The 25,879-nt window shown below is 67.4% G+C and carries 24 protein-coding genes and 1 tRNA gene; 15 read left to right on the top strand and 10 right to left on the bottom strand.

What is annotated here, in order from left to right; translation table 11 throughout:
* Positions 1-29: 29 nt before the first annotated feature.
* From ACYU8W_RS10000 to ACYU8W_RS09980, 5 genes are read right to left on the bottom strand one after another with little or no spacing between them, the layout of a single operon-like run.
* Positions 30-1,535 carry a sodium/solute symporter gene (locus tag ACYU8W_RS10000; RefSeq protein ID WP_129624760.1) on the bottom strand — a complete coding sequence of 502 codons (1,506 nt, stop codon included), beginning with the start codon at positions 1,533-1,535 and terminating at the stop codon, positions 30-32.
* On the bottom strand, positions 1,532-1,915 hold the full coding sequence (locus ACYU8W_RS09995) for a DUF485 domain-containing protein (RefSeq protein WP_499468721.1): 384 nt from the start codon (positions 1,913-1,915) through the stop codon (positions 1,532-1,534). Before ACYU8W_RS09995 ends, ACYU8W_RS10000 begins: the two co-directional genes overlap by 4 nt.
* A complete protein-coding gene (locus ACYU8W_RS09990) occupies positions 1,915-2,640 on the bottom strand; it encodes a LytR/AlgR family response regulator transcription factor (protein ID WP_499468719.1) in 726 nt (241 codons plus the stop codon). Before ACYU8W_RS09990 ends, ACYU8W_RS09995 begins: the two co-directional genes overlap by 1 nt.
* A gap of 9 nt (positions 2,641-2,649) precedes the next feature.
* A complete protein-coding gene (locus tag ACYU8W_RS09985; RefSeq protein ID WP_499468717.1) occupies positions 2,650-3,828 on the bottom strand; it encodes a sensor histidine kinase in 1,179 nt (392 codons plus the stop codon).
* A 21-nt stretch (positions 3,829-3,849) separates the two neighbouring features.
* Positions 3,850-4,185 carry a YnfA family protein gene (locus tag ACYU8W_RS09980; protein ID WP_499468716.1) on the bottom strand — a complete coding sequence of 112 codons (336 nt, stop codon included), beginning with the start codon at positions 4,183-4,185 and terminating at the stop codon, positions 3,850-3,852.
* 82 nt (positions 4,186-4,267) lie between these two features.
* Between ACYU8W_RS09980 and ACYU8W_RS09975 the strand changes: the two genes are divergently transcribed.
* Positions 4,268-4,339: transfer RNA gene (locus tag ACYU8W_RS09975), tRNA-Arg, on the top strand.
* A 127-nt stretch (positions 4,340-4,466) separates the two neighbouring features.
* Here the strand turns inward: ACYU8W_RS09975 and ACYU8W_RS09970 are convergent.
* Complete coding sequence (locus ACYU8W_RS09970; protein ID WP_499468714.1) at positions 4,467-5,405, bottom strand: carbon-nitrogen hydrolase family protein; 939 nt, start codon at positions 5,403-5,405, stop codon at positions 4,467-4,469.
* 49 nt (positions 5,406-5,454) lie between these two features.
* On the opposite strand from ACYU8W_RS09970, the gene ACYU8W_RS09965 reads away from it, so the two are divergent.
* Both ACYU8W_RS09965 and ACYU8W_RS09960 read left to right on the top strand, forming a co-directional pair.
* Positions 5,455-6,405 carry a LysR family transcriptional regulator gene (locus ACYU8W_RS09965; protein WP_499468712.1) on the top strand — a complete coding sequence of 317 codons (951 nt, stop codon included), beginning with the start codon at positions 5,455-5,457 and terminating at the stop codon, positions 6,403-6,405.
* Between the two features lie 280 nt (positions 6,406-6,685).
* Positions 6,686-8,224 carry an HNH endonuclease gene (locus tag ACYU8W_RS09960; RefSeq protein WP_499468710.1) on the top strand — a complete coding sequence of 513 codons (1,539 nt, stop codon included), beginning with the start codon at positions 6,686-6,688 and terminating at the stop codon, positions 8,222-8,224.
* A gap of 200 nt (positions 8,225-8,424) precedes the next feature.
* Here ACYU8W_RS09960 and ACYU8W_RS09955 read toward each other — a convergent pair whose 3' ends face one another.
* Positions 8,425-8,814: a DUF1304 domain-containing protein gene (locus ACYU8W_RS09955; protein ID WP_499468708.1), complete on the bottom strand. Its 390-nt coding sequence runs from the start codon at positions 8,812-8,814 to the stop codon at positions 8,425-8,427.
* A 209-nt stretch (positions 8,815-9,023) separates the two neighbouring features.
* On the opposite strand from ACYU8W_RS09955, the gene lysA reads away from it, so the two are divergent.
* The 5 genes from lysA to rho all read left to right on the top strand — a co-directional run bounded on the left by lysA (position 9,024) and on the right by rho (position 16,018).
* Positions 9,024-10,367: a diaminopimelate decarboxylase gene (gene lysA / locus ACYU8W_RS09950; RefSeq protein ID WP_499468706.1), complete on the top strand. Its 1,344-nt coding sequence runs from the start codon at positions 9,024-9,026 to the stop codon at positions 10,365-10,367.
* Between the two features lie 4 nt (positions 10,368-10,371).
* Positions 10,372-11,673 (top strand): homoserine dehydrogenase, encoded by a 1,302-nt coding sequence (locus tag ACYU8W_RS09945; protein ID WP_499468704.1) that lies wholly within the window; start codon positions 10,372-10,374, stop codon positions 11,671-11,673.
* Positions 11,674-11,679: 6 nt separating this feature from the next.
* Positions 11,680-12,765, top strand: coding sequence for a threonine synthase (gene thrC, locus ACYU8W_RS09940; protein WP_141927864.1), 1,086 nt, complete (start codon positions 11,680-11,682; stop codon positions 12,763-12,765).
* An 11-nt stretch (positions 12,766-12,776) separates the two neighbouring features.
* A complete protein-coding gene (gene thrB, locus ACYU8W_RS09935; RefSeq protein ID WP_499468702.1) occupies positions 12,777-13,694 on the top strand; it encodes a homoserine kinase in 918 nt (305 codons plus the stop codon).
* A 179-nt stretch (positions 13,695-13,873) separates the two neighbouring features.
* Positions 13,874-16,018, top strand: a complete 2,145-nt coding sequence (rho, locus tag ACYU8W_RS09930) for a transcription termination factor Rho (RefSeq protein WP_499468700.1) — start codon at positions 13,874-13,876, stop codon at positions 16,016-16,018.
* Positions 16,019-16,139: 121 nt separating this feature from the next.
* On the opposite strand, the gene ACYU8W_RS09925 is transcribed toward rho, so the two are convergent.
* A complete protein-coding gene (locus ACYU8W_RS09925; protein WP_499468698.1) occupies positions 16,140-18,008 on the bottom strand; it encodes an N-acetylmuramoyl-L-alanine amidase in 1,869 nt (622 codons plus the stop codon).
* 246 nt (positions 18,009-18,254) lie between these two features.
* Here ACYU8W_RS09925 and rpmE point away from each other — a divergent pair, with 246 nt between their 5' ends.
* The 3 genes from rpmE (at position 18,255) to prmC (ending at position 20,509) form a co-directional block, all read left to right on the top strand.
* Positions 18,255-18,467 carry a 50S ribosomal protein L31 gene (gene rpmE / locus ACYU8W_RS09920; RefSeq protein WP_129624770.1) on the top strand — a complete coding sequence of 71 codons (213 nt, stop codon included), beginning with the start codon at positions 18,255-18,257 and terminating at the stop codon, positions 18,465-18,467.
* 99 nt (positions 18,468-18,566) lie between these two features.
* Positions 18,567-19,661 (top strand): peptide chain release factor 1, encoded by a 1,095-nt coding sequence (gene prfA / locus ACYU8W_RS09915; protein ID WP_499468695.1) that lies wholly within the window; start codon positions 18,567-18,569, stop codon positions 19,659-19,661.
* The gene (gene prmC, locus ACYU8W_RS09910) at positions 19,658-20,509 is read left to right on the top strand and encodes a peptide chain release factor N(5)-glutamine methyltransferase (protein WP_129624772.1); all 852 of its coding nucleotides are present in this window, start codon (positions 19,658-19,660) and stop codon (positions 20,507-20,509) included. Before prfA ends, prmC begins: the two co-directional genes overlap by 4 nt.
* Here the strand turns inward: prmC and ACYU8W_RS09905 are convergent.
* Both ACYU8W_RS09905 and ACYU8W_RS09900 read right to left on the bottom strand, forming a co-directional pair.
* Complete coding sequence (locus ACYU8W_RS09905) at positions 20,466-20,738, bottom strand: hypothetical protein (RefSeq protein ID WP_499468693.1); 273 nt, start codon at positions 20,736-20,738, stop codon at positions 20,466-20,468. The genes prmC and ACYU8W_RS09905 overlap by 44 nt on opposite strands.
* Positions 20,739-20,855: 117 nt before the next feature.
* Positions 20,856-21,425, bottom strand: coding sequence for a pentapeptide repeat-containing protein (locus ACYU8W_RS09900; protein WP_141927867.1), 570 nt, complete (start codon positions 21,423-21,425; stop codon positions 20,856-20,858).
* A gap of 74 nt (positions 21,426-21,499) precedes the next feature.
* On the opposite strand from ACYU8W_RS09900, the gene ACYU8W_RS09895 reads away from it, so the two are divergent.
* The 4 genes from ACYU8W_RS09895 (at position 21,500) to glyA (ending at position 25,833) form a co-directional block, all read left to right on the top strand.
* Positions 21,500-22,486 carry a GNAT family N-acetyltransferase gene (locus ACYU8W_RS09895; protein WP_499468690.1) on the top strand — a complete coding sequence of 329 codons (987 nt, stop codon included), beginning with the start codon at positions 21,500-21,502 and terminating at the stop codon, positions 22,484-22,486.
* Positions 22,487-22,550: 64 nt separating this feature from the next.
* A complete protein-coding gene (locus ACYU8W_RS09890) occupies positions 22,551-23,723 on the top strand; it encodes a PLP-dependent cysteine synthase family protein (RefSeq protein ID WP_499468688.1) in 1,173 nt (390 codons plus the stop codon).
* Positions 23,720-24,547 (top strand): L-threonylcarbamoyladenylate synthase, encoded by an 828-nt coding sequence (locus tag ACYU8W_RS09885; RefSeq protein WP_499468686.1) that lies wholly within the window; start codon positions 23,720-23,722, stop codon positions 24,545-24,547. Before ACYU8W_RS09890 ends, ACYU8W_RS09885 begins: the two co-directional genes overlap by 4 nt.
* An 8-nt stretch (positions 24,548-24,555) precedes the next feature.
* A complete protein-coding gene (glyA, locus tag ACYU8W_RS09880) occupies positions 24,556-25,833 on the top strand; it encodes a serine hydroxymethyltransferase (RefSeq protein ID WP_499468684.1) in 1,278 nt (425 codons plus the stop codon).
* The last annotated feature ends 46 nt before the right edge of the window (positions 25,834-25,879 follow it).

Genomic DNA, 25,879 nt, shown 5'->3' with positions numbered 1-25,879 from the left:
GTGCTGCGGCGAACGGCGGGACGCTTTCGTCAGTCGGCGACGGCTTCGGGCACGTGCAACCTGGCCATGATGCGTCCGGTCGAGGCCGGGACGCTGTTCGGCGTGGCGAGCGAGACAACGACCATCACGAACACCGCGAGGGGCGTCGTCCACGCCGCCGGTGCGGTCAGCAACTGTCGCGCGAGACCCTCGGTCCCGACGCCTCCGGCCAGGACCACTGCGGCGCAGGCGCCCGTCGTGAAGCCGCCGGTGAGCACTCCGGCGATCGCGCCGGCGCGGGAGAGGCTGCGCCACCACACACCGAGCACCACCAGCGGCGCGAAGGTGGCGGCCGCGATCGCGAATGCGTAACCGACGACCATCGAGATGCCGAACGGGCTACGCAGGACCGCGGCGGTGAACGGCACGAGCATCGCGAACATCACTGCGAAACGGAAGGATTGACTCGGCTTCACGCTGGGGTGACGGCGACGCACCAACGGTCGGACGATGTCCTGATCGAGGACGCCGGCGACCGCCATCAGCAGGCCGCTCGCGGTGGACAGGAATGCAGCGAACGCTCCCGCGGCAAGCAGGGCCGACAACAGATCGCCGACGCCACCGGGCAGGACGGCGCCGGGCAGCCGGAGCACCATCGTGTCCCGCATCCCAGGTGCGTCGCCAGGCAGGTAGATGCGTCCGAGCCAGCCGTAGATCGGCGGCCAGACGTAGAACATGCCCAGCAGGGCAAGCACCGCCACGGTCGTTCGGCGGGCCTCCCGGCCGGTCGGATTGGTGTAGAAGCGCACGACGACGTGGGGCAGACCCATGCTGCCCAGGCACAACGCGATCAGCAGGCTGTAGGTCGCGTAGAGGTTGTCGGTGTTCGCGGACGCGGTGAGCGGGTCCCACCAGTCGGTGCCGGCAGGCGCCGAGGGACGGTCGTCGCGCAGCCACACGCCGAGCATCACGAACGCGGGGACGACAAGCGCAGTCAGTTTGAGCCAGTACTGAGCCGCCTGGACGAGCGTGACCGACCGCATCCCGGCGAGCGCGACATTGAACGTGACGAGCACGGTGACCAGGGTGCTGCCGACCCAGCGGGGCCATCCGGTGACGTGGTTGAGCACCAGGCCCGCGCCCTGGAGTTGGGGGATGAGGTAGAGCCAGCCGATGCCGAGCACGAACACTGAGCAGACCCTGCGCGCGGCCTTCGACTCCAGTCGCAGCTGAGCGAAGTCGGGCAGTGTGTACGCCCCACTGCGACGCAGCGGTGCAGCGACGAGGACGAGCAGGACGAGGTAGCCGATGGTGTAACCGACGGGGAGCCACAGCGTGTCCAGGCCGTTGTCGTACATCAGCGCTGCGACACCGAGGAAGCTTGCCGCAGAAAGGTATTCACCACCGATGGCACTCGCGTTGCGCCAGGGGGAGACCGTTCGCCCGGCGACGTAGAAGTCGCTGGTGCCGCGGGTGAACCGCAATCCGACCAGGCCGAGACCGGAGGTGAGTACGCAGACCGTCGCGATCGCGACGAGCGACCAGGTGGAGGTCACCGCCTGCTCACCGGTCGGGTCACCATCGTCGTGAACTCCAGCTCCAACCGCTCCGATGCGCGGACGTACTGGCGGGCGATCAGCACCGCCGCGGGGTAGACGAGCACACCGAGCACCCACCAGGCGAACGGCACCCCGGCGAACGTGACGTGCCGGGTTGCCGGCACGAAGTGGAACAGCAACGGCAGGCCGCCGAGACTGACGATTCCCACGGCGAGGACCCGCAATGCGAGCCGCAGTTGGGCACGCATCAAGCCCTCGACGTACACCTCACCGAGTTCGGTCTGCGAGTTGATCTCGTCGCGCAGGCTCTGGCCGGCCGGGTTGCCGGTCGGCGCGCGGGAACTGGTGATGCGGACGCGTGGCGTCGCGTGCTCCATCAGATCTCTCCGCGCTGCAACAGGTGCTGCCGCAGTTCGCGGGTGTGCCGGCGGCTGACCTGCAGTGAGGTGCCGTCGACGGTGACCGAGCAGCGCCCGTCGTCCATGTGCAGCTCGGACACGAAGCGGGTACAGACGAGAGTCGAGCGGTGGATACGGACGAATCCTGCTGCGGCCCAACGCTCCTCGAGTGTGTTCAGCGGGATCCGGACGAGGTGGGTGCCGTCCGGTGTGTGCAGTTCGGCGTAGTCGCCCATCGCCTGGACGTACCGGACGTCGGAACGCAGGATGAAACGCGTGACACCGCCGCGTTCGACGGGGATGCGTTCGTCCTCAGGTTCGGCCTGAGCTGCGGTGGCTCCGACGCATTTGCCGACCGCCTGTGCGAGACGTTCAGGTCTGACCGGTTTCATCACGTAGTCGACGACGTCGATCGCGAAGGCGTCGACGGCGTACTCGTCGTAGGCGGTCACCAGGACCACCTGCGGGCGCTGCGGCAGCCGGGCGATGACGCGGGCCAGTTGCATGCCGTCCAGGCCGGGCATGTTGATGTCGCTGAACACGACGTCCACGGGGGTGAAGTCGAGCAGGTCGAGTGCTTCGCCGCCGCTGGCCGCCTGCAGGACCGTGCCGATGCGCTCGTCCTGGTCGAGCAGCCAGGCGAGTTCCGACCGGGTAGGTGCCTCGTCGTCGACGACGAGCACGGACAGGGGTGCTGCAGACATGGGGTAAACCTAGGCCTCGGGCGCGAATTTGGGCACCCTGAAACTCACCTTCATGCCCGAGCCGCGAGCTGTCTCGATGACGAGGCCATGGTCGTCCCCGTAGGTCTGTCGCAGGCGCGCGTCGACATTGCCCAGTCCGACCGACCCGCCGCGCCCGTGCCCGTCGAGCACCTGCCTGATGCGTTCGGGTTCGGCTCCGACACCGTCGTCCTCGACGCTGATCTCTGCTTCGGGCCCGATGTCCCGAACGGTGAGCGTGACCGTGCCGGTGCCCGCCTTCGGGGCCAGGCCGTGCCGGACGGCGTTCTCGACCAGCGGTTGGATGCCCAGGTAGGGCACACGGACCGCGAGCACCTCGGGCGCGACCTTCATCCGCAGTTGCAGGCGCTCGCCGAAGCGAGCTTGTTCGAGCACGAGGTAGCGCTCGACGTTGCGCATCTCCTCGGCGAGCGTGGCGGTCGCGCCGCCCTGGCGCAGGGCGTAGCGGGTGAAGTCGGCGAACTCCAGCAGCAGCTCGCGGGCGCGGTCGGGGTCGGTGCGCACGAACGAGGCGATTGCGCCGAGGCTGTTGTAGATGAAGTGGGGGCTGATCTGGGCCCGGAGGGCCCGCAGTTCGGCTTCCATGGCGCGGGTGCGGTCGGCCGAGAGGTCGGCGAGCTCGACCTGGGTCGCGATCCAGCCGGCGACCTCCTCGGTGGCCCGGGCCAGCCCGGCGCTCGGCTGTTCGCCGCACGCGACCAATTGCCCGACGACGGTGTCGCGCACCCGGATCGGGGCCAGAACCGCCGTTCGCACCGGACAGTCCGGGTCGTCGCAGTCGAGGGTCGTGATGACCGCGACCTTGCCGTCACCGAGGTGCTCGGCCGCGGCTTCGTGCACCTCGGCCCGGTGGTGGTCGCCGACACCGTCCCACGCCAGGATGCGCCGACGTCCGGTGAGGGCGAGCGCAGGGGTGGCGAGCAGTTCGCGCAGGTGAGGGAGTGCCCGTCGGGCCGTCTCCTGGTCGAGTCCGTCGCCGAGGTGCCGTCCGGCGAGGGACGCCGTGTGCAGGGTTTCGTACGTCGCCCGGTCGCGCTCGCTGACGAACCCCTGCTGCAGGTTGCGGCGCCGCAGCACCTGCCACAGCAGCAGCACCACGAGTGCCGCTCCGACCGCGAGCACGATCGTCACCTGCTCCTGGCTGCTCATGGTTCGAAGGGTAGGAGCAGGTCAGGCGCCGCGGGGGGCGTACATGATCACGGCCACACCGATCAGGCAGACGAGCGCGCCGATGAGGTCGTAGCGGTCGGGGCGGAAGTGGTCGACCACGACCGCCCACAGCAGCGAACCGGCCACGAAGACACCGCCGTACGCCGCGAGGATGCGACCGAAGTTGGCGTCGGGCTGCAAGGTGGCGACGAACCCGTAAACGCCCAATGCGATGACCCCGGCGCCGGCCCACAGCCAGCCGCGCTGCTCACGCACCGCTTGCCAGACCAGCCATGCGACACCGATCTCGCACAACGCAGCGACGGCGAACAGTAGGAGCGACTTCACGACGGTCATGCGGGGGAGTCTGGCAGCGGGTGACGAAGAGGTCGGCCGATGCGGGGAATCGAGGGCTCTGCTGATAAGGTCAACCGCTGTTGCCTCCTTAGCTCAGGGGATAGAGCACCGCCCTCCGGAGGCGGGAGCGCAGGTTCGAATCCTGCAGGGGGCGCACAGAGACGAAGGCCGCAGATTCCGCGTGGATCCGCGGCCTTCGTCGTCCGTCGGTGTCGGCGGGCGGGCGGCCGTGCAAGCCATATGCACGCTGACGAGCGTGTCGTGCGGCGGGAGGGCCGCACTCAGGCCAGGCGGGCGGTCTCGTCGGTGGTGAGCGTGAAGATGTCGGGTCGCGCATAGTGACCGACGGGGTCGAAGTCGAACCTGGCGCGGGTGAGGTCATCGAGGTCGAGTTCGGCGGACAAGATCCCCTCCGCACCGCGCAGCGGTCCGGCCAGCACCTCGCCCAGCGGCGAGACGATCACCGATCCGCCGTCGATCAAGACGGTCTCCGGGGTGTTGCCTTGCACCGGGATGACGTCGTCCGGGTAGTTGGCGCGGGTCTGGAACTGCGCGGCGCTCACGACGAAACAGCGTCCTTCGAGCGCGATGTGGCGCATCGTCGAGAGCCAGACCTCGCGGTCGTCGACGGTGGGCGCGCACCAGATGTCGACGTCCTTGGCGTACATCGACGCTCGGAACAGCGGCATGTAGTTCTCCCAGCAGATGGCGGCGCCGAGACGTACGTCGCCGGTGTCGATCACCGGCATCGTCGACCCGTCGCCCTGGCCCCACAGGTAGCGCTCGCCGGCGGTCGGCATGAGCTTGCGGTGCAACCCGACGTAGCCCTGCGGGCCGAAGTGGAGCGCGACACAGTAGAGCGTTCCGTGGCGGCGCTCGATGGCGCCGACGACGGCGTGGCAGCTCACCTCCCGGGTGAGGTCGCCGATCGCGGTGACCTCTTCGCCCGGCACCTCGATCGCCGCATCGGCGTAGCGGCGGAAGAGATCTCGCCCTTCGGGGGTGCGGCTGCCGACCGTGATGCCGAAGTCGAGGCCCTTCGGATACCCGCCCAGGAAACCCTCGGGCAGCACGATCAGCTCGGCGCCGAGTTCGGCGTGCGCCCGGGTGATGAGGCAGATGGCCTTCTCCAGCGCGGCGGCGCGGTCGAAGAGCGGGGCGGCCGCCTGCACGGCGGCGACCGTGATCGAGGTCTTGTTCGAGGATTCGGGGGCGGTCATGTGGCAACGGTAGGGAGCCACGCGCACATAGGGCAAAGTGATCTTCGTGATGTCGAATATCGACCGCGGTGATATCAGCTCGGCCGACCTCAATCTGCTCGTGGTCTTCGATGCGGTCATGCGAGAGGGGAGCATCAGCGCTGCCGCGCAGGTGCTGCACCGCAGCCAGCCGGCGGTGAGTGCCTCGGTGGCGCGGTTGCGGCGCCAGTTCGGTGACGAGTTGTTCGTCCGCACCCGCACCGGGGTCCGTCCGACACCCGTGGCGATCGAGGTGTACCGCTGGGTGTCGCCCGGCCTGGATTACCTGCGGCGGGCGGTGCTGGGCGAGGCGTCGTTCGACCCCGAGCGCGACCGACGCGACTTCGTGGTGGGCATGTCGGACGACGTCGAGGCTGCGTTGCTGCCCCACGTGTTGGATCGGACGCGTGAGTTCGCGGGGGTGCGGGTGCTGTCGCGTCCCGCCTCCAGTGCCACCGCCGTCGAGATGATCGACGTTGGGGAGATCGAACTCGCGGTCGGTGCGGCGACGGTGACCGACGCACACCATCGCACCCGGCGGCTGTTCGCAAGCGGCTACTCGTGCATCTTCAACCCGCGCCTGCTGCCGCTGCCGAGTGAGCTGTCGCTGGAGGAGTACCTCGATGCGCCGCACCTGCTCATCTCGTTCGACGGTCGCCGGGGAGTCGTCGACGACGTGCTCGACGGGATGGCGCGCACCCGTACCGTCGTCGGATCGACCGCTCAGTTCGCCAGTGCCGCAATCCAATTGGCCACGCTGCCGGTGCTCTGCACGATGCCGACCCATGCGGCGCTACGGTTCGCTGCGGCGCTCGACCTGACCGTGTGCGAGCCGCCGATCCCGTTGCCGCAGTACGACATCAACCTGATCTGGCATGCGGCCGCGGGTGCCGACCCTGCACACCAGTGGTTTCGTGGGGTGGTTGTCGACGCGGTCGATCGCGCCGTGTCGGGAGGCGACCCTCCTGCTGCTGGCGGCTGAGGAACGATCGAAGGCCATTGCTTCATCCGCCCGAGGAACGTGATCGGCGTCCACGCCCGCTTGCTGACGAGTGTGAGGAGCAGGCTCATCCACAGCCGTCTCGGCGAGCCTGCGTTGGCCTGTGGATGAATCGACTCAACGAGGGGGCTGTGGATACCGGTGAGTATCGAATTCTTCTGTGTTTCAGTCGAATTCGTAACGAAAGTCTTGTTTATGGGTTCGAACGGGTGTACGGTTGAGGTATTCCGCACGGCACACCTGGGGAGGGGTGAATCCGGACATGACCGCAGACGAAGGCATCGATCAGCACGTCGACCAGCAGCGTGATCAGCACGCTGGTGAGGAGTCTCTCGACCAGCCTCGCGATCGGGCGTTGTACGACTCGTATCCGGGGGAAGCCGCTGCTTGTGCCTCGCTGGTGTCCGATGCGTTGGCTGCCGTGTCCCGGTTGGCGCAGCTGACCGGCAACCTGACCGACGCCGAACTCACCGCGCTCGCACGGTCCCTGACGCTTGTGCAGCAGCAGTCCGAGGCCACTCTCGTGGCGGTGACCAGTGATGCCATCGACCGCGGGGTCGTGTACCGGTCCACCGCTGCGGACGCGACCCAATGGGTACGCCGACTGTCCACCGGTGAGAGTGCGGACGCGTTGCTCGGTGCCGAGTCCCTGTCCCTGGCCGGGCCCTTGGTGCCACTCGAGGAACCCACCAGCCCACCTGCCGCCGACGAATCAGAAGCCTCACGCACGGACGAAGAACTCTGGCGGTCGGGTTTGGAACCGTCGCACGCGTCCCGGATCGCGAAGCTCGCCGAAGCAGCCCGCTCCCCGTTGAACCAGGCATTGGCCGACGCCGTGACCTCTGGGCAGGTGAACACCACGATCGGGAAAACCTGCCTGGACACCATCGACAAGATCAAAGCCGTGCTGCCCAAAGCGAGCCGGGACGAAATCTACGGCTGGCTCCTCACGTTGGGCCCCGGCGCCGGCGCCAAAACGGTGCGGGAACTGACAAGGCGGATCCTGGCCCAGTACAGCGACGAGGTCCTCGACGAGAACGAAGACGCCCTGCAGAAAGTCGAATCGTTGTCCTGGTCCGACCTGCCCGGTGGGATGGTCCGATTCACCGCCGACCTGTCACCCGACCACGCCGAAGCCCTCATCCACGGCGTCCAATCACTCGCGGCACCGTCCCCGAAATCAGCGTGTTGCGACGACCCGCACCACCGACACACCCCCGACCAAGACGGCAACTCCCAGAAGACCGGGGAACCCGACCCCCGCACCCCCGGCAAACGCCGCGCCGATGCGTTCCTGCTCCTCCTCGGCCTCGGTGCCGCCGCCGTCGACAACGATCCAGAGGTCACACACCGCGGCTCCGCGACCCTCGTGGTCACGATCGATTTCCTCGTCCTCGCCGGGCTGCTCGCCGGGCTCGGCACCACCGACACCGGCACCGGCGTCACCCCCGACACCGTGCGACAACTCGCCTGCGACGCAGGCATCCTGCCGATAGTCCTCGGGTCGAAGAACCAACCCCTGAACGTCGGACGCAAACGAAGACTCATCGAGAACGAACTACGACGCGCGGTCATCCACCGTGACAAACACTGCACCTACGCCGGCTGCGGCCGACCACCCGTCATGTGCGAAGTGCATCACCTGATCCCGTGGTTCCAAGGTGGCGAAACATCCCTCACCAACAGCGCCCTCCTGTGCGACACCCACCACCGCATCGCCCACCGCGACCACCTCACCGGCACCGCCACAGACACCAGCGTCACCTGGCACTACCAAGCCACCAGCACCCACGCCGCCTGACCCGCAGCTGAACAAGCACCGCGGACGACCGCAGCCGACCGCAGCCCGCCCCAGTGAAAGATCACTGCTGCTATGACAGCAGCAATCTTTCACTGGAGCCGCTCACAACTGGGCACTCCACAACCGGGTGACTCCACGGGCGGATGCGCGGGCCTCTCCGGTGAGCCGGCGGCGCGCGAAAATAGCGTTGGGAAGCGCGGTTACAGAGCCAGCCCGACAGCCAGCGCGACGACGCCAAGCGCAGGAATGACGCCTTGCTTCAACGCAGCCGCGGCCTTGTCGGGGCTCGAGAGCAACAGCACCAAGCTGGCGGCCACCATCGAGCCTGTTCCGGTGAACACCAGCGTCGCGCCGGCGGTCGTCGACCCGGTCGCGTACAGCACGATGCCAAGGGCGACGGCGATGGCGAGGAACAGGTTGTAGAACCCCTGGTTGAACGCGAGTTCCTTCTGGACGGCGGCCTCTTCGACCGTGCCGGTGCCGAACGTGCGACGTGCCTGAGGGCTGGTCCAGGCGAGCGACTCCAGATAGAAGATGTACACGTGTAGCGCGGCCGCCATCGCCGTGAGCACGAGACCGACGATGATCACCCTGAGCGCTCCCTCCGCGGCAGCCGCCACGAGTCCGGGTGCCCAAGGATTCCGCGGGGCACCGCCCCACCCTAGTGCGACCACGCCCGGTCAGCTGCGCGGACAGCGCGCGAAGACGCGGTCGATCGGCGGGCGGCGGGACGTCCGGCGAGGTCCACTTCCTGAGTACAGGCGCATTGGGGGTGGACCGGTCGGTAGCGTTGCCGCCGATGGACGCGACTTCAGCCCAGACCCCCGTCTTCTCGCGCAACACGACGCGCACGGCCGACGGCGCGCTCGCCGTCGCCGGACGCGATGTGCGCGACCTCGCTGCCGAATTCGGTACGCCGGCCTATCTCGTCGACGTCGACGACGCTCGGCGACGTGCCCGCGAGTACCGCGCCGAGTTCGCTCGGGCCTTCGAGGCGATCGGCACGCACTGCGACGTCTTTTATGCCGGCAAGGCATTCCTGTCCGTGGCGATGGCGAAGCTGGTGCTCGAGGAGGGCCTCCACCTCGACGTCTGCACCGGTGGCGAGCTCGCGGTGGCGCAGCGTGCGGGTGTGCCCGGCGAGGCCATCGGCATGCACGGCAACAACAAGTCGGTGCACGAGATCGACGCAGCCCTGGCGTACGGCGTCGGACGCATCGTCGTCGATTCCTTCGAGGAGATCGACCGGGTCGCGGACGCGGCCGCCCGAACCGGCGTGATTGCGAAGGTGATGCTGCGGGTGAAGACCGGCGTCGAAGCCCACACCCACGAGTTCATCGCCACCGCTCACGAGGACCAGAAGTTCGGGTTCAGCATCGACGGCCAAGTGGCCGAGGCGGTCCGGAAAGTTCTGGCACGTAACGAGCTCCGACTGCTCGGTTTCCACTCCCACATCGGCTCCCAGATCTTCGAGTCGGGCGGTTTCGCGGTGGCCGCCGAAAGGCTGATCGGGCTGCAGCTTGCGGTCGCGAAAGAGCACGGCGTCACGCTTCCCGAACTCGACCTCGGCGGCGGGTTCGGCATCGCCTACCTGCCGAGCGATGTTCCGCTCGCGCCGTCGGTCATGGCCGACCAATTGGCTTCCATCGTCCAGAAAGCTTGTGTCGCAGCCGGAACCGAGGTTCCGCGTATCTCGATCGAGCCGGGCCGGTCGATCATCGGTCCGGCCGGTATGACGCTGTACACGGTCGGCACCGTGAAGCAGGTCGTCGTCGACGACCAACTCACCCGCACCTACGTCGCGGTCGACGGCGGCATGAGCGACAACGCACGTCCGGTGCTCTACGACGCCGAGTACCACTGCGAGATCGCCGGCCGGCATGCCGAAGCGACTGCTCAGAGCCGGGTGGTCGGCAAGCACTGCGAGTCGGGCGACATCGTCGTGCGAGATGTGTTGCTGCCGAGCGACATTCGCGCGGATGACCTGGTGCTGGTGGCTGCGACCGGCGCCTACTGCCGTTCGCTGGCGAGCACCTATAACCACGTGCCGCGTCCGCCGGTCATTGCGGTCGATGAGGCGGGTGCGCGGCCGTGGGTGCGCCGCGAGACCATTGAGGACCTGTTGTTGCTGGAGAGTGAGTAGTCAGATGTCGGAGTCGGTGCGGATCGCGCTGCTCGGTTGTGGAGTCGTCGGGGGGGCAGTCGCCCGCCGGTTGTCGGAGGCGCAGGACGAGTTCGCTGCTCGAGCGGGTCGCCCGTTGGAGATCATCGGGGTCGCCGTGCGCGACACCGGAAAGGACCGTTCCGAAACCGGCCTGGATGCCTCCTTGTTCACCACCGACGCCGAGACGTTGGTGACCGAGGCCGACCTGGTGATCGAGCTCATGGGTGGCATGGAGCCGGCAAAATCGCTGCTGCAGAAGGCGATCGAGTCGGGTGCGAGTGTCATCACCGCGAACAAGGCGTTGTTGGGCCAGCACGGCGCCGAGCTCTACGAGCTCGCCGAGGAACACGGTGTCGATCTCTACTACGAAGCCGCCGTCGCAGGCGCGATCCCGCTGATCCGACCGCTGCGCGTTTCGCTCGCGGGGGACAGCGTCCACCGCGTGATGGGCATAGTCAACGGCACCACGAACTTCATCCTGGACAAGATGGACCGCACCGGTGCACAGCTCGCCGACGTGCTCGCCGAGGCCCAGGAACTCGGGTACGCCGAGGCCGACCCGACCGCCGACGTTGAGGGCCACGACGCCCAAGCGAAGGCTGCGATCCTGGCCTCGCTGGCGTTCCACACCCGCGTCCGCACCTGCGACGTCCACGTCGAGGGGATCATGGGCGTCACCGCCGACGACATTCGCGCGGCCCGACGGATCGGCTGTGTCATCAAGCTGCTCGCGATTGCCGAACTGGTCGACAAGGGCGGTTCGCAGGCTGTGAACGTCCGGGTGCATCCGACGCTGATCGATCGCAGCCACCCGCTCGCATCGGTGCGCGAGGCGTTCAATGCTGTCTTCGTCGAGACCCAGATGGCCGGTGAGCTGATGTTCTACGGTCCGGGTGCCGGTGGCGACCCGACCGCTTCCGCAGTACTCGGCGATGTCGTGCAGGCGGCCCGTCACAAGGTGACCGGCGGCCGCGGGCCCGGTGAGTTGTCGTACGCGAACCTGCCGATTGAGCCGATCGGCGCATCGAAGACCGCCTACTTCATCCGACTGGACGTCGAGGACAAGCCTGGTGTCCTGGCGAACATCGCGAAAACCATTGGCGAGCAAGGCGTTTCGATCGAGTCGATGCGGCAGGGAGTTCGCCGTTCGCAGGACGGTCTGGCGACCTTGCACCTGATCACACACCGCTCGAGCGAGGCCGACCTGGCCGACGTCGTCGAGCGACTCAAGGCATCCGAGGACGTACGCGAGGTCGGCTCGGTGCTTCGCGTCGAGGGGGAGTAGGACGATATGGCACATCTGTGGCGCGGGGTCATCCGCGAGTACGCCGACCGGCTGCCGATGCTCGACGGCGCGCCCGTCATCACGCTCGGCGAGGGCGGCACACCGCTGATCCACGCCGAAGGGTTGACTGAGCTCACCGGTGCGGACGTCTGGGTCAAGTACGAGGGCATGAATCCCACCGGTTCGTTCAAGGACCGCGGGATGACGACGGCGATCTCGATGGCTGCCAAGGCCGGAGCGAAGGCCGTCGTGTGCGCCTCGACCGGCAACACCAGTGCGTCCGCGGCCGCGTACGCGACTAAGGCGGGCATGACCTGCGCGGTGCTGGTGCCCGACGGCAAGATCGCGATGGGCAAGCTGTCCCAGGCGATCGCGCACGGTGCCACGTTGCTGCAGGTCGACGGCAACTTCGACGATTGCCTCGGCGTCGCCCGCAAGCTCGGTGAGGCGTACCCCGTCGAACTCGTCAACTCGGTCAATCCGGCCCGTATCGAGGGTCAGAAGACGGCATCCTTCGAGGTCATCGATGTGCTCGGCGACGCCCCTGACATCCACGTGCTGCCGGTCGGCAACGCCGGCAACATCACGGCGTACTGGAAGGGCTACAGCGAAGCCGTCGATTCCGCGCACGGCACTCCCGTCGCCACCAAGCGACCGATGATGTGGGGGTTCCAGGCCGAAGGTGCAGCACCGATCGTGCGCGGTTATCCGGTCGACGATCCCGAGACCGTCGCGACAGCGATCCGCATCGGTAACCCGGCGTCGTGGAAGCAGGCCGAAGCCGCGCGCGATGAGTCCGGCGGCGTCATCGACATGGTCAGCGACGACGAGATCCTGCACGCGCACCGCTTGCTGTCCAGCACCGAGAGCATCTTCGTCGAGCCGGGCTCTGCCGCGAGCATCGCCGGACTGCTGAAGATGCACGAGGCCGGACGGATCCCGCCCGGTGCTCGCATCGTCTGCACGGTCACCGGCCACGGCCTGAAGGACCCGCAGTGGGCGCTTCGGACCGCGGACGGTTCCGATGTGCAGCCCACCCGCGTATCGGTCGACGTCGTGTCGGTCGCGCGGGCGCTCGGCCTCGAATCCTGATGAGACGCAACGTGATCGAGCCTGGGCGTCACGTCCGGGTGGACGTTCCGGCGAGTTCGGCGAACCTCGGACCGGGCTTCGATTCGCTCGGTCTTGGGATCGAGATCAGGGATGTCGTCGAAGCGAGCGTCGAGGGTGACCGGCTGATCATCGAGGTCGAAGGCGCCGGCGCCGGTGAAGTGCCGCTCGACGATCGTCACCTGGTCCACCGGTCCATGCTTGCACTCTGGGAGCGCCTTGAGGTCGAACCTCCCGCCGGTCTGAAATTGTTGTGTCGCAACGAAATTCCGCACTCGAGGGGCCTCGGCTCATCCGCCTCGGCAATCGTCGCAGGCGTTGCAGCCGCTTGCGCACTCGTCCGCGGCGAACTCGACGACGACTCGATCACACTGGTCAACGACGTCGCGAGTGCGCTCGAAGGCCACCCCGACAACGCGTCCGCGAGTGTGTACGGCGGGTTCACCTCGTCCTGGTTCGACGAGCAGGATCAGGCCTGGCGCACCGCTCGGCCCAGGCTGCACCCGGACGTCGACGTCGCGGTGTTCGTGCCCGGATTCACGCTCTCCACAGACAAGGCGCGTGCCGCGCTTCCGGCTCAGGTGACGCTGGCCGACGCCGCCCGGAACGCAGGCCGTGCAGCGCTGCTGGTGCACGCATTGACGACGGACCCCGGTCGACTGCTGCCGGCAACGGCCGACTGGTTGCACCAGGAGAACCGGCGGCCGGCCTATCCCGCAAGCATGGCGCTGGTCGATTCGTTGCGCGGTCACGGTCACGCGGCCTTCATCTCCGGTGCCGGGCCGACCGTGCTGGTGCTCGGCGTTGGCGAGTCCCTGCGCGATCTCTCGGCGCCGAACGACGACTGGATATTGCTGCGTCCGGGAATCGCCACGCACGGTGTGCGGGTCGTGTCACACAACTCACGGTGAGCGTGTAGATTGGTGAACGCACCGAGTGAGGTTCCGGATCTCCGGCACGCCCCAGGTGTATTCACTCTCGCGATTGCGACATCGATCTCTGATGCGCAGCCGAGTTCAACACAGAGCCTCTTCGAGGCAGAACCCCGATCGATCGTCAGATCGAGATTGACGAGGGGGAAGGAACCTTCGTGACTGAAACCACCGAGTCTGCGACGACGGCAGCTGCCGCGTCGGGCTCTCGCGGATCCCTGGGCACGCTGAAGCTGGATGAGTTGAAGCGACTCGCCGGCTCGATGGGGATCAGCGGCACTTCCAAGATGCGCAAGAGCGACCTGCTCGCGGCGATCCAGAGCCGCGGCGGATCCTCGGACGGTCCCTCCGCGCCGGCTGAGCGAGCTCCGCGGGCCGCCAAGGCGCAGGCCGGGGCACCGCAGCAGGCCGAGTTGCCGGCTGCACAGCCCGCGACCGAGCCGAAGCTCGAGTCCGCGCGCGAAGATCGCACCGAGCAGGGCCGCGACGACCGGTCCGGTCAGCAGGGCGACCAGCAGGGTGAGCGCCGCAACCGACGTGCCCGGGCGCCCCGCCAGGGCGTGGACGAGCAGGCCCCGCAGCAGGGTGCTGACCACGACTCCAAGCGCGACACCAGGTACGACAGCGAGCAGAACACTGCGGGTAAGTCGGATCGTCGTCAGGACCGTGATCACAACCGCTCTGACGATCGCTCGGACAACCGCTCTGACGATCGCTCGGACAACCGCGGTGACGACAACCGTGGCGAGAGCCGTGGGGACAACCGGGGTGGCGGCCAGAACCGCGACAACAACCGCGACAACCGCCAGGATGGCGACCGCGACCGCAACCAGGGCGGCAACAACCAGGACGGTGGCAACCGCAACCAGCGCGGAAACCAGGACCGTAACCAGGACCGTAACCAGGACCGTAACCAGGGCGGCAACGACCGCCGCGGTAACCAGAACAACAACCAGAACCAGCAGGGCGGCAACCAGTCGAACCAGCAGTCCAACCAGCAGTCCCACCAGCAGGGCCAGGGTGGCGGCGGCAACCGCGACGACTGGGACGACCGTGGCGGCAACCGCCGCCGTCAGCGCGGACGTGACCGCAAGCGCGGCCGCAACCGCGCCGAGGAGTTCGGCGACGTCGACACCCAGGTGCGCGAGGACGACGTCCTGGTGCCGGTGGCCGGCATCCTGGACGTGCTCGACAACTACGCGTTCGTGCGCACCAGCGGTTACCTGCCGGGGCCGAACGACGTGTATGTGCCGCTCGGCATGGTCAAGAAGAACAACCTGCGCAAGGGCGACGCCGTCGTCGGTGCGGTGCGTGCGCTGCGCGAGGGCGAGCAGATTCCGGCTCGTCAGAAGTTCAACGCGCTCGTGCGTCTGGACTCCGTCAACGGGATGACCTCCGAGCAGGCCGGCCAGCGTGTCGAGTTCGGCAAGCTGACTCCGCTGTACCCGCAGGAACGCCTGCGCCTGGAGACCACGCAGAATCAGCTCACCACCCGCATCATCGACCTCGTCGCGCCGATCGGTAAGGGCCAGCGTGGCCTGATCGTCGCTCCGGCGAAGGCCGGTAAGACGATGGTGATGCAGTCGCTGGCGAACGCGATCAGCACCAACAACCCCGAGTGCCACCTGATGGTCGTCCTGGTCGACGAGCGTCCGGAGGAAGTCACCGACATGCAGCGTGCGGTGAAGGGTGAGGTCATCGCCTCCACCTTCGACCGCCCGGCCGATGACCACACGACCGTCGCCGAGCTCGCCATCGAGCGGGCGAAGCGTCTGGTCGAGCTCGGTCATGACGTCGTCGTGCTGCTCGACTCGATCACCAAGCTGGGCCGTGCCTACAACCTGGCGGCACCCGCGTCCGGACGCATCATGTCCGGTGGTGTCGACTCCGCGGCGCTCTACCCGCCGAAGAAGTTCTTCGGTGCCGCGCGCAACATCGAGGACGGCGGCTCGCTGACCATCCTCGCCACCGCGCTGGTGGAGACCGGCTCGAAGATGGACGAGGTCATCTTCGAGGAGTTCAAGGGCACCGGCAACATGGAGCTCAAGCTCGACCGTCAGCTGGCCAACCGCCGTATTTTCCCGGCGGTCGACATCAACAACTCCGGCACGCGCCGCGAGGAGATCCTCCTCGGCCAGGACGAGCTGAAGATCATGTGGAAATTGCGTCGTGTGCTGGCCGCACTCGACCAGCAGCAGGGCATCGAACTGCTGCTCGACCGGCTGAAGAAGACCAAGAGCAATGTCGAGTTCCTGATGCAGGTGCAGCAGACCTCGTCCATCAAGCTCGACGACGAGGACTGAGGCTGTTCGCAGGCTCAGCGCCGAAAAAGCCCGGCCACTCCCATGGGGTGGCCGGGCTTCTTCGCGAAAGTCCGCAGAACTCGCGACTCGACGGCGAGTTCTGCGGACTTTCGGGGATGAGCTAGCTGATCTCGACGTCGGCCGCCTGCACGAACGCGACGCGGTGTCCGAGGTTCACCTGGTAGTACTTCGTGCGGCCCACGGTGTTGACGTGGTCGCCGGGGGTCTCCAACGAGAACGTCTTCGCCTTGTAGTAGTCGGTCGGCACCGAGTCGTCGGACAGCACGTAGGTCTGCCCGGCCTTCATCGTGTAGATGAGCGGTGAGATCGGCTGCGCCTCAGCGGGACTCGCGTAGGCACTGGCCTCCGGGTAAGCCGATCCGTAGACCGGTGCGGTGGCACCCTTCGGTGTCACCGTGCGTCCGCCCTTGACCACGCGCGCAGTGGGCGCGTCGACCGGGTTGTGGAACCACGCGATCGCGCCGAGGTACCAGACCGCGGTCCAGTCGCCTCGCACCTCGGCGACCGCGTACTCGGTGCCGGCGGCCGCGCGGGCGCCGATGTCCGAGACCTGCGTGGTCGACGGGCTCGCCTTCAGGCCGGGGTCGACGACCAGAGGCGCGGACGCGTCCGGGGCCGACCGCAACGGCACGAAGTTGGTGCCGTGGTCGGTGCCCTCGACGCAGACGCCGCTGCAACCCTGCACGACCTGCACGTTGTCCTCGAACCCGGGCAGGATGCGGACGACGTCGCCGGTCTTCGGTGCGCGTCCCACGGTGCCCTTGGACAGCGGTGCACCCATGAGTTCGAAGTAACGCTCCCAGTCCCAGAAGGGGCCCGGATCCCAGTGCATGCCGCGGATCCGAGAGGTTGTCAGAGCGGGCACCTGGTCGTGACCGATGATGTGTGCGCGGTCCATCGGGATGCCGTAGGTGCGGCACAAGTGTCGGGTGAGCCGAGCGCTGCGGCGATACATGACCTCGGAGTACCAGTTGTAGCCCTGGGCGGCGAAGCCCTCGTGCTCCAGACCGACCGAGTGCATGTTCATGTACCAGTTGCCGGCGTGCCAGCCGATGTCCTTGGTCTGCAGGTGCTGGGCGATGTGACCGTCGGACGAACGGATCGAGTAGTTCCACGCCATGTACGTCGCGTCGGTGACCAGCTTGATGCCGACTTCGTAACTGCACTCGGTGTCGTGAATGACGACATGCGTGAGCTGCGGCGAGCGCGGTCGGAACGCCAGGTCGTGGTTGCCGTAGTCGACCTCGGTCGGTCCGTACAGCTCGTACGGCGCCGGCACCCATTCGACGCCGAGACCGTTCGGAGCGTCGACCGGACCGGTGGGGCGTCGCCCGGACTTGGCGCGGGCAACCACCCGGTCACGGCCCTTGCCGGGGGAGCCGACGGGCTGAGCGCCCACCGAGTAGCGGGTACGCCCGTCGCTCACCGACATACCGGACCGCAGATCGGCCAGGACGTCGTCGGCGTACTGCACCTGTGCGGCGGGGGTACTCAGGCCGCTCGTCGTGGCGACGGCTTCGTACCAGGACGAGGGATCGGTGGATGCACCGACGGCGCCACCGTTCGCGCGCTGGCGTGCGGCGAGCAGCGCTGCAGCGGCACGGATGTTGCTCGCGGCGTCCGTGCGGAGCGTGTCGGCGGAGATGCCGGATGCTGCGGCCGCGGCGCCCAAGGTGTCGATCGCGGCGCTGTCGTCCTTGCCCTCGGCGGCGCGCTGCTGCGCGACCGCCGCGCCGTCGACCAGATGCATGGGGCCGTATCCGAGGCTGCGGCTGGGGCGTCCGGCGTGGTCGGACCATCGGGTCTGTCCGTAGCTGATCGCCGCGAGGAGGGCCGGCGGAACGGCGAACTCGCGGCCGGCATCGGCGAAGACAGAGGTCTCGTCGACGGCGAGTGCCTTCGGCATGGCAGCGATCGCGCCTGCGACGACGGTGACGGACAGGAACGAACGGCGGGAGAGGGATGACATGGATCCTCCAGGGCGGGGGGTGGGGAAGTGCTCACCATGGCACCGCGTTGGTCAAGGGAGGGTAAAACTTCCAACTTGTCCCAGTACGTGGCGAAATGAAGCCCCCGCCCGGGCGGGAATGAACACCACGAGTCCGACGTTTTGGAGGAGGTCCGCCTGCTCTGGCAGACTTGTCCCTTGGCCCCGGTTCACGTCGCGCATCCCGCCCGACGACCCGGGAAACAGCCTGAAGACTTAGGAGAAGCCGTGAAGAAGAACCTTCACCCGAACTACGCCGAGACCACGGTCACCTGCACCTGCGGCAACACGTTCACCACCCGCAGCACCGCCGAGTCCGGCCGCATCAGCGCCGAAGTGTGCTCCAACTGCCACCCGTTCTACACCGGTAAGCAGAAGATCCTCGACACCGGTGGTCGCGTGGCCCGCTTCCAGCAGCGCTACGGCAACAAGTCCAAGTAGCTTCTTCGATTCGCCGGTTCCGTCCTTCGACGGAACCGGCGTTTCGCGTTTCACCCCCATCCCCGAAGCACCCCGAAAGCACCTGAAGCTAGGACGCACATGCTGGATTCCGCCGCGGCGATCGTCGCCGAGCACGCCGAACTCGAACGTCGCATGACCGATCCCGAGGTGCTCGCCGACCCGGTCCTGATGCGCAAGGTCAACAAGCGGTACGCCACCCTCGGGCCGACCGTCGCCGCCGCCAATGCTTGGCAGGCCGCGCAGGACGACCTGGAGACGGCCCAGGAACTCGCCGCCGACGACGCCGGTTTCGCCGATGAACTACCCGCTCTGACGCAGCAGGTCGAACGCTCGGAGGCCAAGCTGCGCACGCTGCTGCTGCCGCGCGACGAGGACGACGACCGCGATGTCATCCTCGAGGTCAAGGCCGGGGCGGGCGGCGCCGAGGCCGCATTGTTCGCGGCCGATCTGGTGCGGATGTACTTGCGCTACGCCGAACAGGCCGGCTGGCGAGCGTCGGTCACCGACGGCACCGAGTCCGATCTCGGCGGGTACACCGATGTGCGGCTGCAGATCCAGGCGAAAGGCGTCGTGGAGCCGGGTACGGCGCCATGGGCGCGCCTGAAGTACGAGGGTGGCGTGCACCGTGTCCAGCGTGTGCCGGCCACCGAGTCGCAGGGACGCATCCACACCTCGGCCGTGGGGGTCCTGGTGATGCCCGATCTGGACGAGGGTGACGACGACGAGATCGTCTTCGGTCCGAATGACCTGAAGATCGACGTCTACCGCAGCTCCGGTCCCGGTGGTCAGTCGGTCAACACCACGGACTCCGCGGTCCGCATCACCCACCTGCCGACCGGTGTCGTCGTGTCCTGCCAGAACGAGAAATCGCAGTTGCAGAACAAGGAGTCCGCGATGCGCGTGCTCAAGGCTCGGCTGCGCCAGCTGGAGCAGGAGAAGAAGGACGCCGAGGCATCCGCGGCCCGCAAGTCCCAGGTACGCAACATGGATCGTTCGGAGCGGATCCGCACCTACAACTACCCCGAGAATCGCATCGCCGACCACCGCACCGGGTACAAGTCGTACAACCTGGACTCCGTGCTCGACGGAGATCTCGCCGCGGTGATCGACTCCGCGGTCCAGGCCGACGAAGCGGCACGGATGGCCGCCGTGGCTGCGGGCAGCAGCGAGTGAGCGAACTGCGGTCGATCCTGCGCGCCGCCGCAGAACGCTTGGCCGGCAGCGGAATTGCGTCGCCGAGTGCTGACGCGTGCCTGCTGCTGGAGCATGCATGGGGCAAGACCGGCGAGCAACTTCGTCGAGCTGCACTGATGGGCGACGTGCTCCCCGACGAGGTGGCGACTCGCTACGAAGCGCTCGTCGACGAAAGGGCGGCGCGTGTGCCCTTGCAGCACCTCACCGGTCGAGCTCATTTCCGCCACCTTGAACTCCGTGTCGGGCCAGGGGTTTTCGTGCCGCGTCCGGAGACGGAGCTCATCGTCGACCTCGGACTGGCCCACGCGCCGCACGGCGGAGTTCTGGTCGACCTGTGCACCGGCGCCGCGCCGATCCCGCTCGCGGTCAAGCAGGAACGCCCCGACCTGTCGGTGCACGCGATCGAGCTCTCCGAGCACGCGTACGCATGGGCCGCCGCGAACCGGGACCGGCTCGCGCTCGATGTGGAGATCGTGAACGGCCCTGCCCAACACGCCTTTCCGGACCTGCTCGGCCAGGTGGACGTGGTGCTCAGCAACCCGCCGTACATCCCGGTGGGGATGGTGCCGATCGATCCCGAAGTGCGTGATCACGACCCGGAGATCGCACTGTACGGCGGCAGCCACGACGGGCTGCGCATCCCCTTGGAAGTGGCGGATCGCGCCTTCGATCTGTTGCGTCCCGGTGGCGTCCTGATCATGGAACATGCTGAGACACAGGGTGACTCGCTGCCAGGGGCGCTGAGTCGCAGAGGCTGGGTCGAGACAAGGGACGAGGCCGACCTCACCGGTCGGCCCCGTTTCGCGATGGCCCGTCGGCCCGCGTGAACCTCAGCGACCGTCCAGCGGACGGTCGGTCACCACTGTCGCGTTCGACGACGGTGGTCTTGCGGCGACGGGTCGCCGGCAGTGACAGCAGCGCCAGCAGCACGCCGGCGACCAACAGGTTCCATCCGAGGGTCTCGGGTGCGACGTTGTTGGCGATGCTGTCCGGCAGCGCAACCGCGCCGGTGATGAGAATGACGCCGGCGACGATGACGCCGAGAACGATGCCCATGACAACTCCTTGGTGCGGGGCGCCGATCGAGGCCCGGACATGCCGAGAATGTTGTGACTCGCTGGGCGGAAACGGTTTTGCGGCGCAGCGAGTTCGGCGAGCGTCCGCCGGGCGGCGTCAGTCGCCGATGGGGACGATCTGTGCTCCCGTGAGATCGGCGACGATGTCGCTCGCCTGATTCGGGGTGAGGATCGCGCCCTTCAGCGCACGCAGCCGGTCGAGATCGCACTCACCGAGGCGAGCGCCCCGAAGGTCGGCGTCGCTTAGGTTCGCTGCGTGCAGATCGGCCTCGGTCAGGTCGCACCCGTCGAACACAGACGCGTGCAGATCCGCGCTGCGCAGGACAGCCTCGGTGAACCGGCAGCCGGTGAGGTCGGCGTTGGCCAGAACGGCACCGATGAGGTTGGCGGCGAAGAGGTTGGAGCGGCGGATCTCGAACCCCAGCCCACGCGTGCGTTCCATCGAGACACCGGTCATCCGGCAACCCGTGAAGATCACCCCACCCAGCGCAGCCCCGTCCAACAGCGCGCCGTCGAGCGCGCACTCGTCGAACGTGACCTCGGTCAGATCGAGGTCGCGCAGGTTGGCACCGCTCAGGTCGCAACGCACCAGCGCAACCGGCTCACGAGCTTGGTTCAGGATCCGTTCGAGCTCGGTGCGATCCAGCGGGCGGTCGGCGATCTCCATGGCGCAACCTTCCCATCTCACCCCGACAGGTAAATGGGTTGCGCCGTAGGATGGTGGCAACCAGGCTGGCAATCATGGAGATTCGGGAACTGAACACCGATGATCGTGCTGAGATCCGCGCGTGGCACGACGTGCTGTTCGAGGGTTACACCGGCGGTCGTCCACCGGTCTGGTGGTCGGGGATCCACGAGGCGTTGTACAGGTTCGAGAACCCGTCCACGTACTCCGACCGGATCGCGTTGGTCGGGCTGGTCGACGGGGAGATCGTCGCTGCTGCGGACGCCACGCTCCCGAACCGGGAGAACACCGATTCCGCGTCCATCGAGTTGGCAGTTCAGGGCGACCGCACCGGCCGTGGGCACGGGCGAGCGCTCGCGGCGGATCTGCGGAACCGGTTGGTCGAGTGCCGTCGAACGACGGTCGACACCGAGGTGTACGGACTGCCTGGGCAGGACTTCTCCGAGACTCGCGGCGGCCGGTTCGCCGCGGCGCACGGACTCGCGGTCGCGAACGTCGAGACCAGATACCTGCTCGAACTCCCGGTCGTCTCGATGGACACACCGCTCGACACACCGCTCGACACGGACATCGAGATCGCGGGGTGGGTCGGTCCGTGTCCGCAGCAGTACGAGGCGCAGTTGCTCGTGCTGCAGCAGCAGATGGAGCAGGATGTGCCACGCGGCGAGCTCAGTCGCCGACCACTCGACCTCGACCTCGAACGGCAACGTGACAGTCAGCGGCGTTTGGTCGAGCGCGGTTGGACATCGGTCACCGCGCTCGCGATGGTGAACGGCGAATCGGTCGGTTACACAGAGATATTGATGCAGGACAGTGATCGAGTCATGGTGCAGGAGGACACGCTCGTCCTACCTGAACACCGCGGACGACGGATCGGGCAGGCGCTCAAGGCCGACAACCTGCGCCGACTCGACGGGGTACGCGACGGTCGCACGATGCTGCAGACCTTCATCGCCGACTCCAACGTGGCGATGCGCGCCACCAACGCGAAGTTCGGTTTCCAAGCGGCCGACGTGCTGTACGAGTGCGAAGGACGGATCTGAGCGTTACCGCGGGGTTGCGGCCACGGTGTGAGCCGTGACTCACCCGGGGCCTACGATCGCAGTTATGCCGGGAACCTTCGACGTCACACAGTGCTGCGACGACGAACGTGCCTGGGTCTCCTGGGCGATCCGTCAGGTGGAGGCCGATGCCAACCGTTCCGCGGACACCCACCTCATCCCGTTGCACATGCCCCACGGGTTCGGTGTCGACATCTACCTCAAGGACGAGTCGACCCACCCCACCGGAAGCCTCAAGCATCGTCTGGCCCGCAGCCTGTTCATGTACGCCTTGTGCAACGGCTGGATCCGTCAGGGGTCCGTGGTGATTGAGGCGAGCAGCGGGTCGACCGCGGTCAGTGAGGCGTACTTCGCCCGTCTGCTCGGTCTGCCGTTCGTCGCGGTGATGCCGCGCACGACCAGTCGGCGCAAGATCGAACTCATCGAGCGGTACGGCGGCACCTGCGACTTCGTCGACACCGGCGCGCAGGTGTACCAGCGCGCGCAGCAGATCGCCGACGAGACCGGCGGTCACTATGTGGATCAGTTCACGTACGCCGAGCGAGCCACCGACTGGCGGGGCAACAACAACATCGCCGAGTCGATCTTCGACCAGATGGAGCGCGAGCCCCATCCCGTTCCCAGCTGGATCGTGGTCGGTGCCGGCACCGGCGGCACGAGCGCGACGATCGGTCGCTACCTGCGCTACCAGGGGCACGACACCAAGCTGTGCGTCGTCGACCCCGAGAACTCCGTCTTCTTCGACGGCTGGGTCGACCACGACGCCGGCCGCACGATCTGCGGCGGGTCACGCATCGAGGGCATCGGACGCCCGCGCACCGAACCATCGTTCGCGCCGGGCGTGGTCGACCGGATGATCAAGGTGCCGGACGCTGCGTCCATCGCGGCCGTGCACCTGTTGCGTGAGCACACCGGACTGTTCGCCGGCGGTTCGACGGGCACCAACCTCGTCGGCACGCTGCGACTGGCCTGCGAGATGCAGGCGCGCGGGGAGAGAGGCAGCATTGTCACCCTGCTGTGTGACGGCGGCGGTCGCTACGAACAGACCTACTACGACTCGACCTGGTTGCGGGACAACGGGATCGACCTGGATGTCTACCGGGACAAGCTCATCGGTGCGATCCGTCGCCGGGAGTGGGCAGACCTGGATGCGGTCGTCGCCGCAGATGCGGGAGACTCGTCCGGAACGAGTCCGACCCCGTCAAGGAGTGTGCAGTGAGTCCGGTCTTCGACCTCGCCACCGAGCAGGGCCGCAGCGAAGGCATCGCGAAAGCTGTCGAGGCAGCCCGCATGGGCCAGTGCGTCGTGCTGCCGACCGACACCGTCTACGGCATCGGCACGGACGCGTTCAGTGCGTCCGGCGTCGACGCGTTGCTGAACGCCAAAGGACGCGGACGCGAGATGCCTCCGCCGGTGCTGATCGCCGACCCGGCCGCGGTCGACGGCCTCGCCACCGCCGTCCCGTCGTACGCACGCCGGCTGATCGAAGCCTTCTGGCCCGGCGGACTCACGCTCGTCTTGCGTGCCCAGCCGTCCCTCGCCTGGGACCTCGGTGACACCAACGGCACTGTGGCACTTCGAATCCCGGACGACGAGTTCGCCAAGGACCTTCTTTCGCAGGTAGGGCCGATGGCCGTCAGCTCCGCCAATCGCACCGGTCAGCCGGCGATCACCACCATCACCGAGGCCGGGTTCGCGTTCGGCCCGTCCGTCGAGGTCTACCTGGACGCGGGCACGCGCGAGGGCGGCACACCGTCGACGATTCTCGACTGCACCAAGGCCGACCCCGAGTTGCTGCGCGAAGGAGCGATCAGCGCGGAGCAGTTGCGCGAGGTGCTCGGTTCGGTCGAGCTGGTCGACCCGAACGCCGGCTTCAGCGAGGAGCCCGACCCGTCGGTCGACCCCGAGACCGGCGAGCGCATACCGGAGCACACCGACGACCGTCCGATCGACCTCGTCAAGCACGACGACGCAGAACGTGAGCAACCCGAAGATCTCCGAGAACTCCCTGACGACCGTCCGCAAGACCCGACCACGAGGTGAATGCACAGATGACTACGCCCTTCTACGGCTCCGACTACGACGCGCTCGAACAGTTCGACCCCGAGATCGCCGACGTGCTGGTGGCCGAGGTCGACCGCATCCGCAGCGGCCTGCAGTTGATCGCCAGTGAGAACCTCTCCAGTCCGGCCGTCATCACGGCGCTGGGATCGACGCTCACCAACAAGTACGCCGAGGGATACCCCGGACGTCGCTACTACGGTGGCTGCTCGGTGGTCGACCGCGCCGAGAACCTCGCGATCGAGCGTGCCAAGGAGCTGTTCGGGGCCGAGCACGCGAACGTGCAGCCGCACTCCGGTGCGAGCGCCAACCAGGCCGTCTACGGGGCGTTCATGCAGCCGGGTGACACGATCCTGGGTATGGCGCTGCCGATGGGCGGCCACCTGACCCACGGCACCAAGGTCAGCTTCTCCGGCAAGTGGTTCAACGCCGTCCACTACGGCGTCGACAAAGAGACCGAGGACATCGACTACGCCGAGGTCGAGCGCCTCGCCAAGGAGCACAAGCCGAAAGTCATCCTGGCCGGCGGCTCCGCGATCCCGCGGTTGATCGACTTCGAGTTCTTCCGGGGGCTCGCCGACGAGATCGGTGCGATCTTCTGGGTCGACGCCGCGCACTTCATCGGACTGGTCGCCGGTAAGGCGATCCCGAGCCCGGTGCCCTACGCCGACGTCGTCACCTTCACCACGCACAAGGTGCTGCGTGGGCCGCGCTCCGGTGCGCTGGTCTGCAAGGAGGAGCACGCGAAGGCACTCGACAAGGCCGTGTTCCCAATGATGCAGGGCGGCCCACAGATGCACACGATCGCGGCGAAGGCGGTCAACTTCAAGGAGTGCGCGACCCCGGAGTACGCGCAGTACGCGAAGGACGTCATCGCCAACGCCCAGCAACTGGCGACATCGTTGGGGGAGAAGGGTATTCGCCCGACCACTGGGGGCACCGACACCCACCTGTCGCTGCACGACCTGCAGGGTGTGGACGTTACCGGAGCAGACGCCGAGAAGCGTGCGGACGCAGCCGGCATCGTGCTCAACAAGAACGCGATCCCCTTCGACCCGCAGAAGCCGAACATCGCGTCCGGCATCCGCGTCGGCACGCCGTCGGTCACCACCCAGGGCATGGGCGTGGAGGAGATGAAGGTCATCGCCGAGCTCATCCACAAGGCGATCACCGAGGGCGACGGCAACCCCGAGAGCGCGATCTCCGAAGAGGTGCGCGGCGGCGTCGAGGACCTCTGCAAGCGCTTCCCGGCTTACCCTCGTAGCTGAGCATTTCGGGCAGCCCCGCCGGTCGTGCGGGGCTGTCTGCACGACG

Source organism: Yimella radicis (assembly GCF_054778255.1).
Note: the sequence above shows the minus strand (reverse complement) of the source record. Positions and strands in the feature narration are given on the sequence as shown.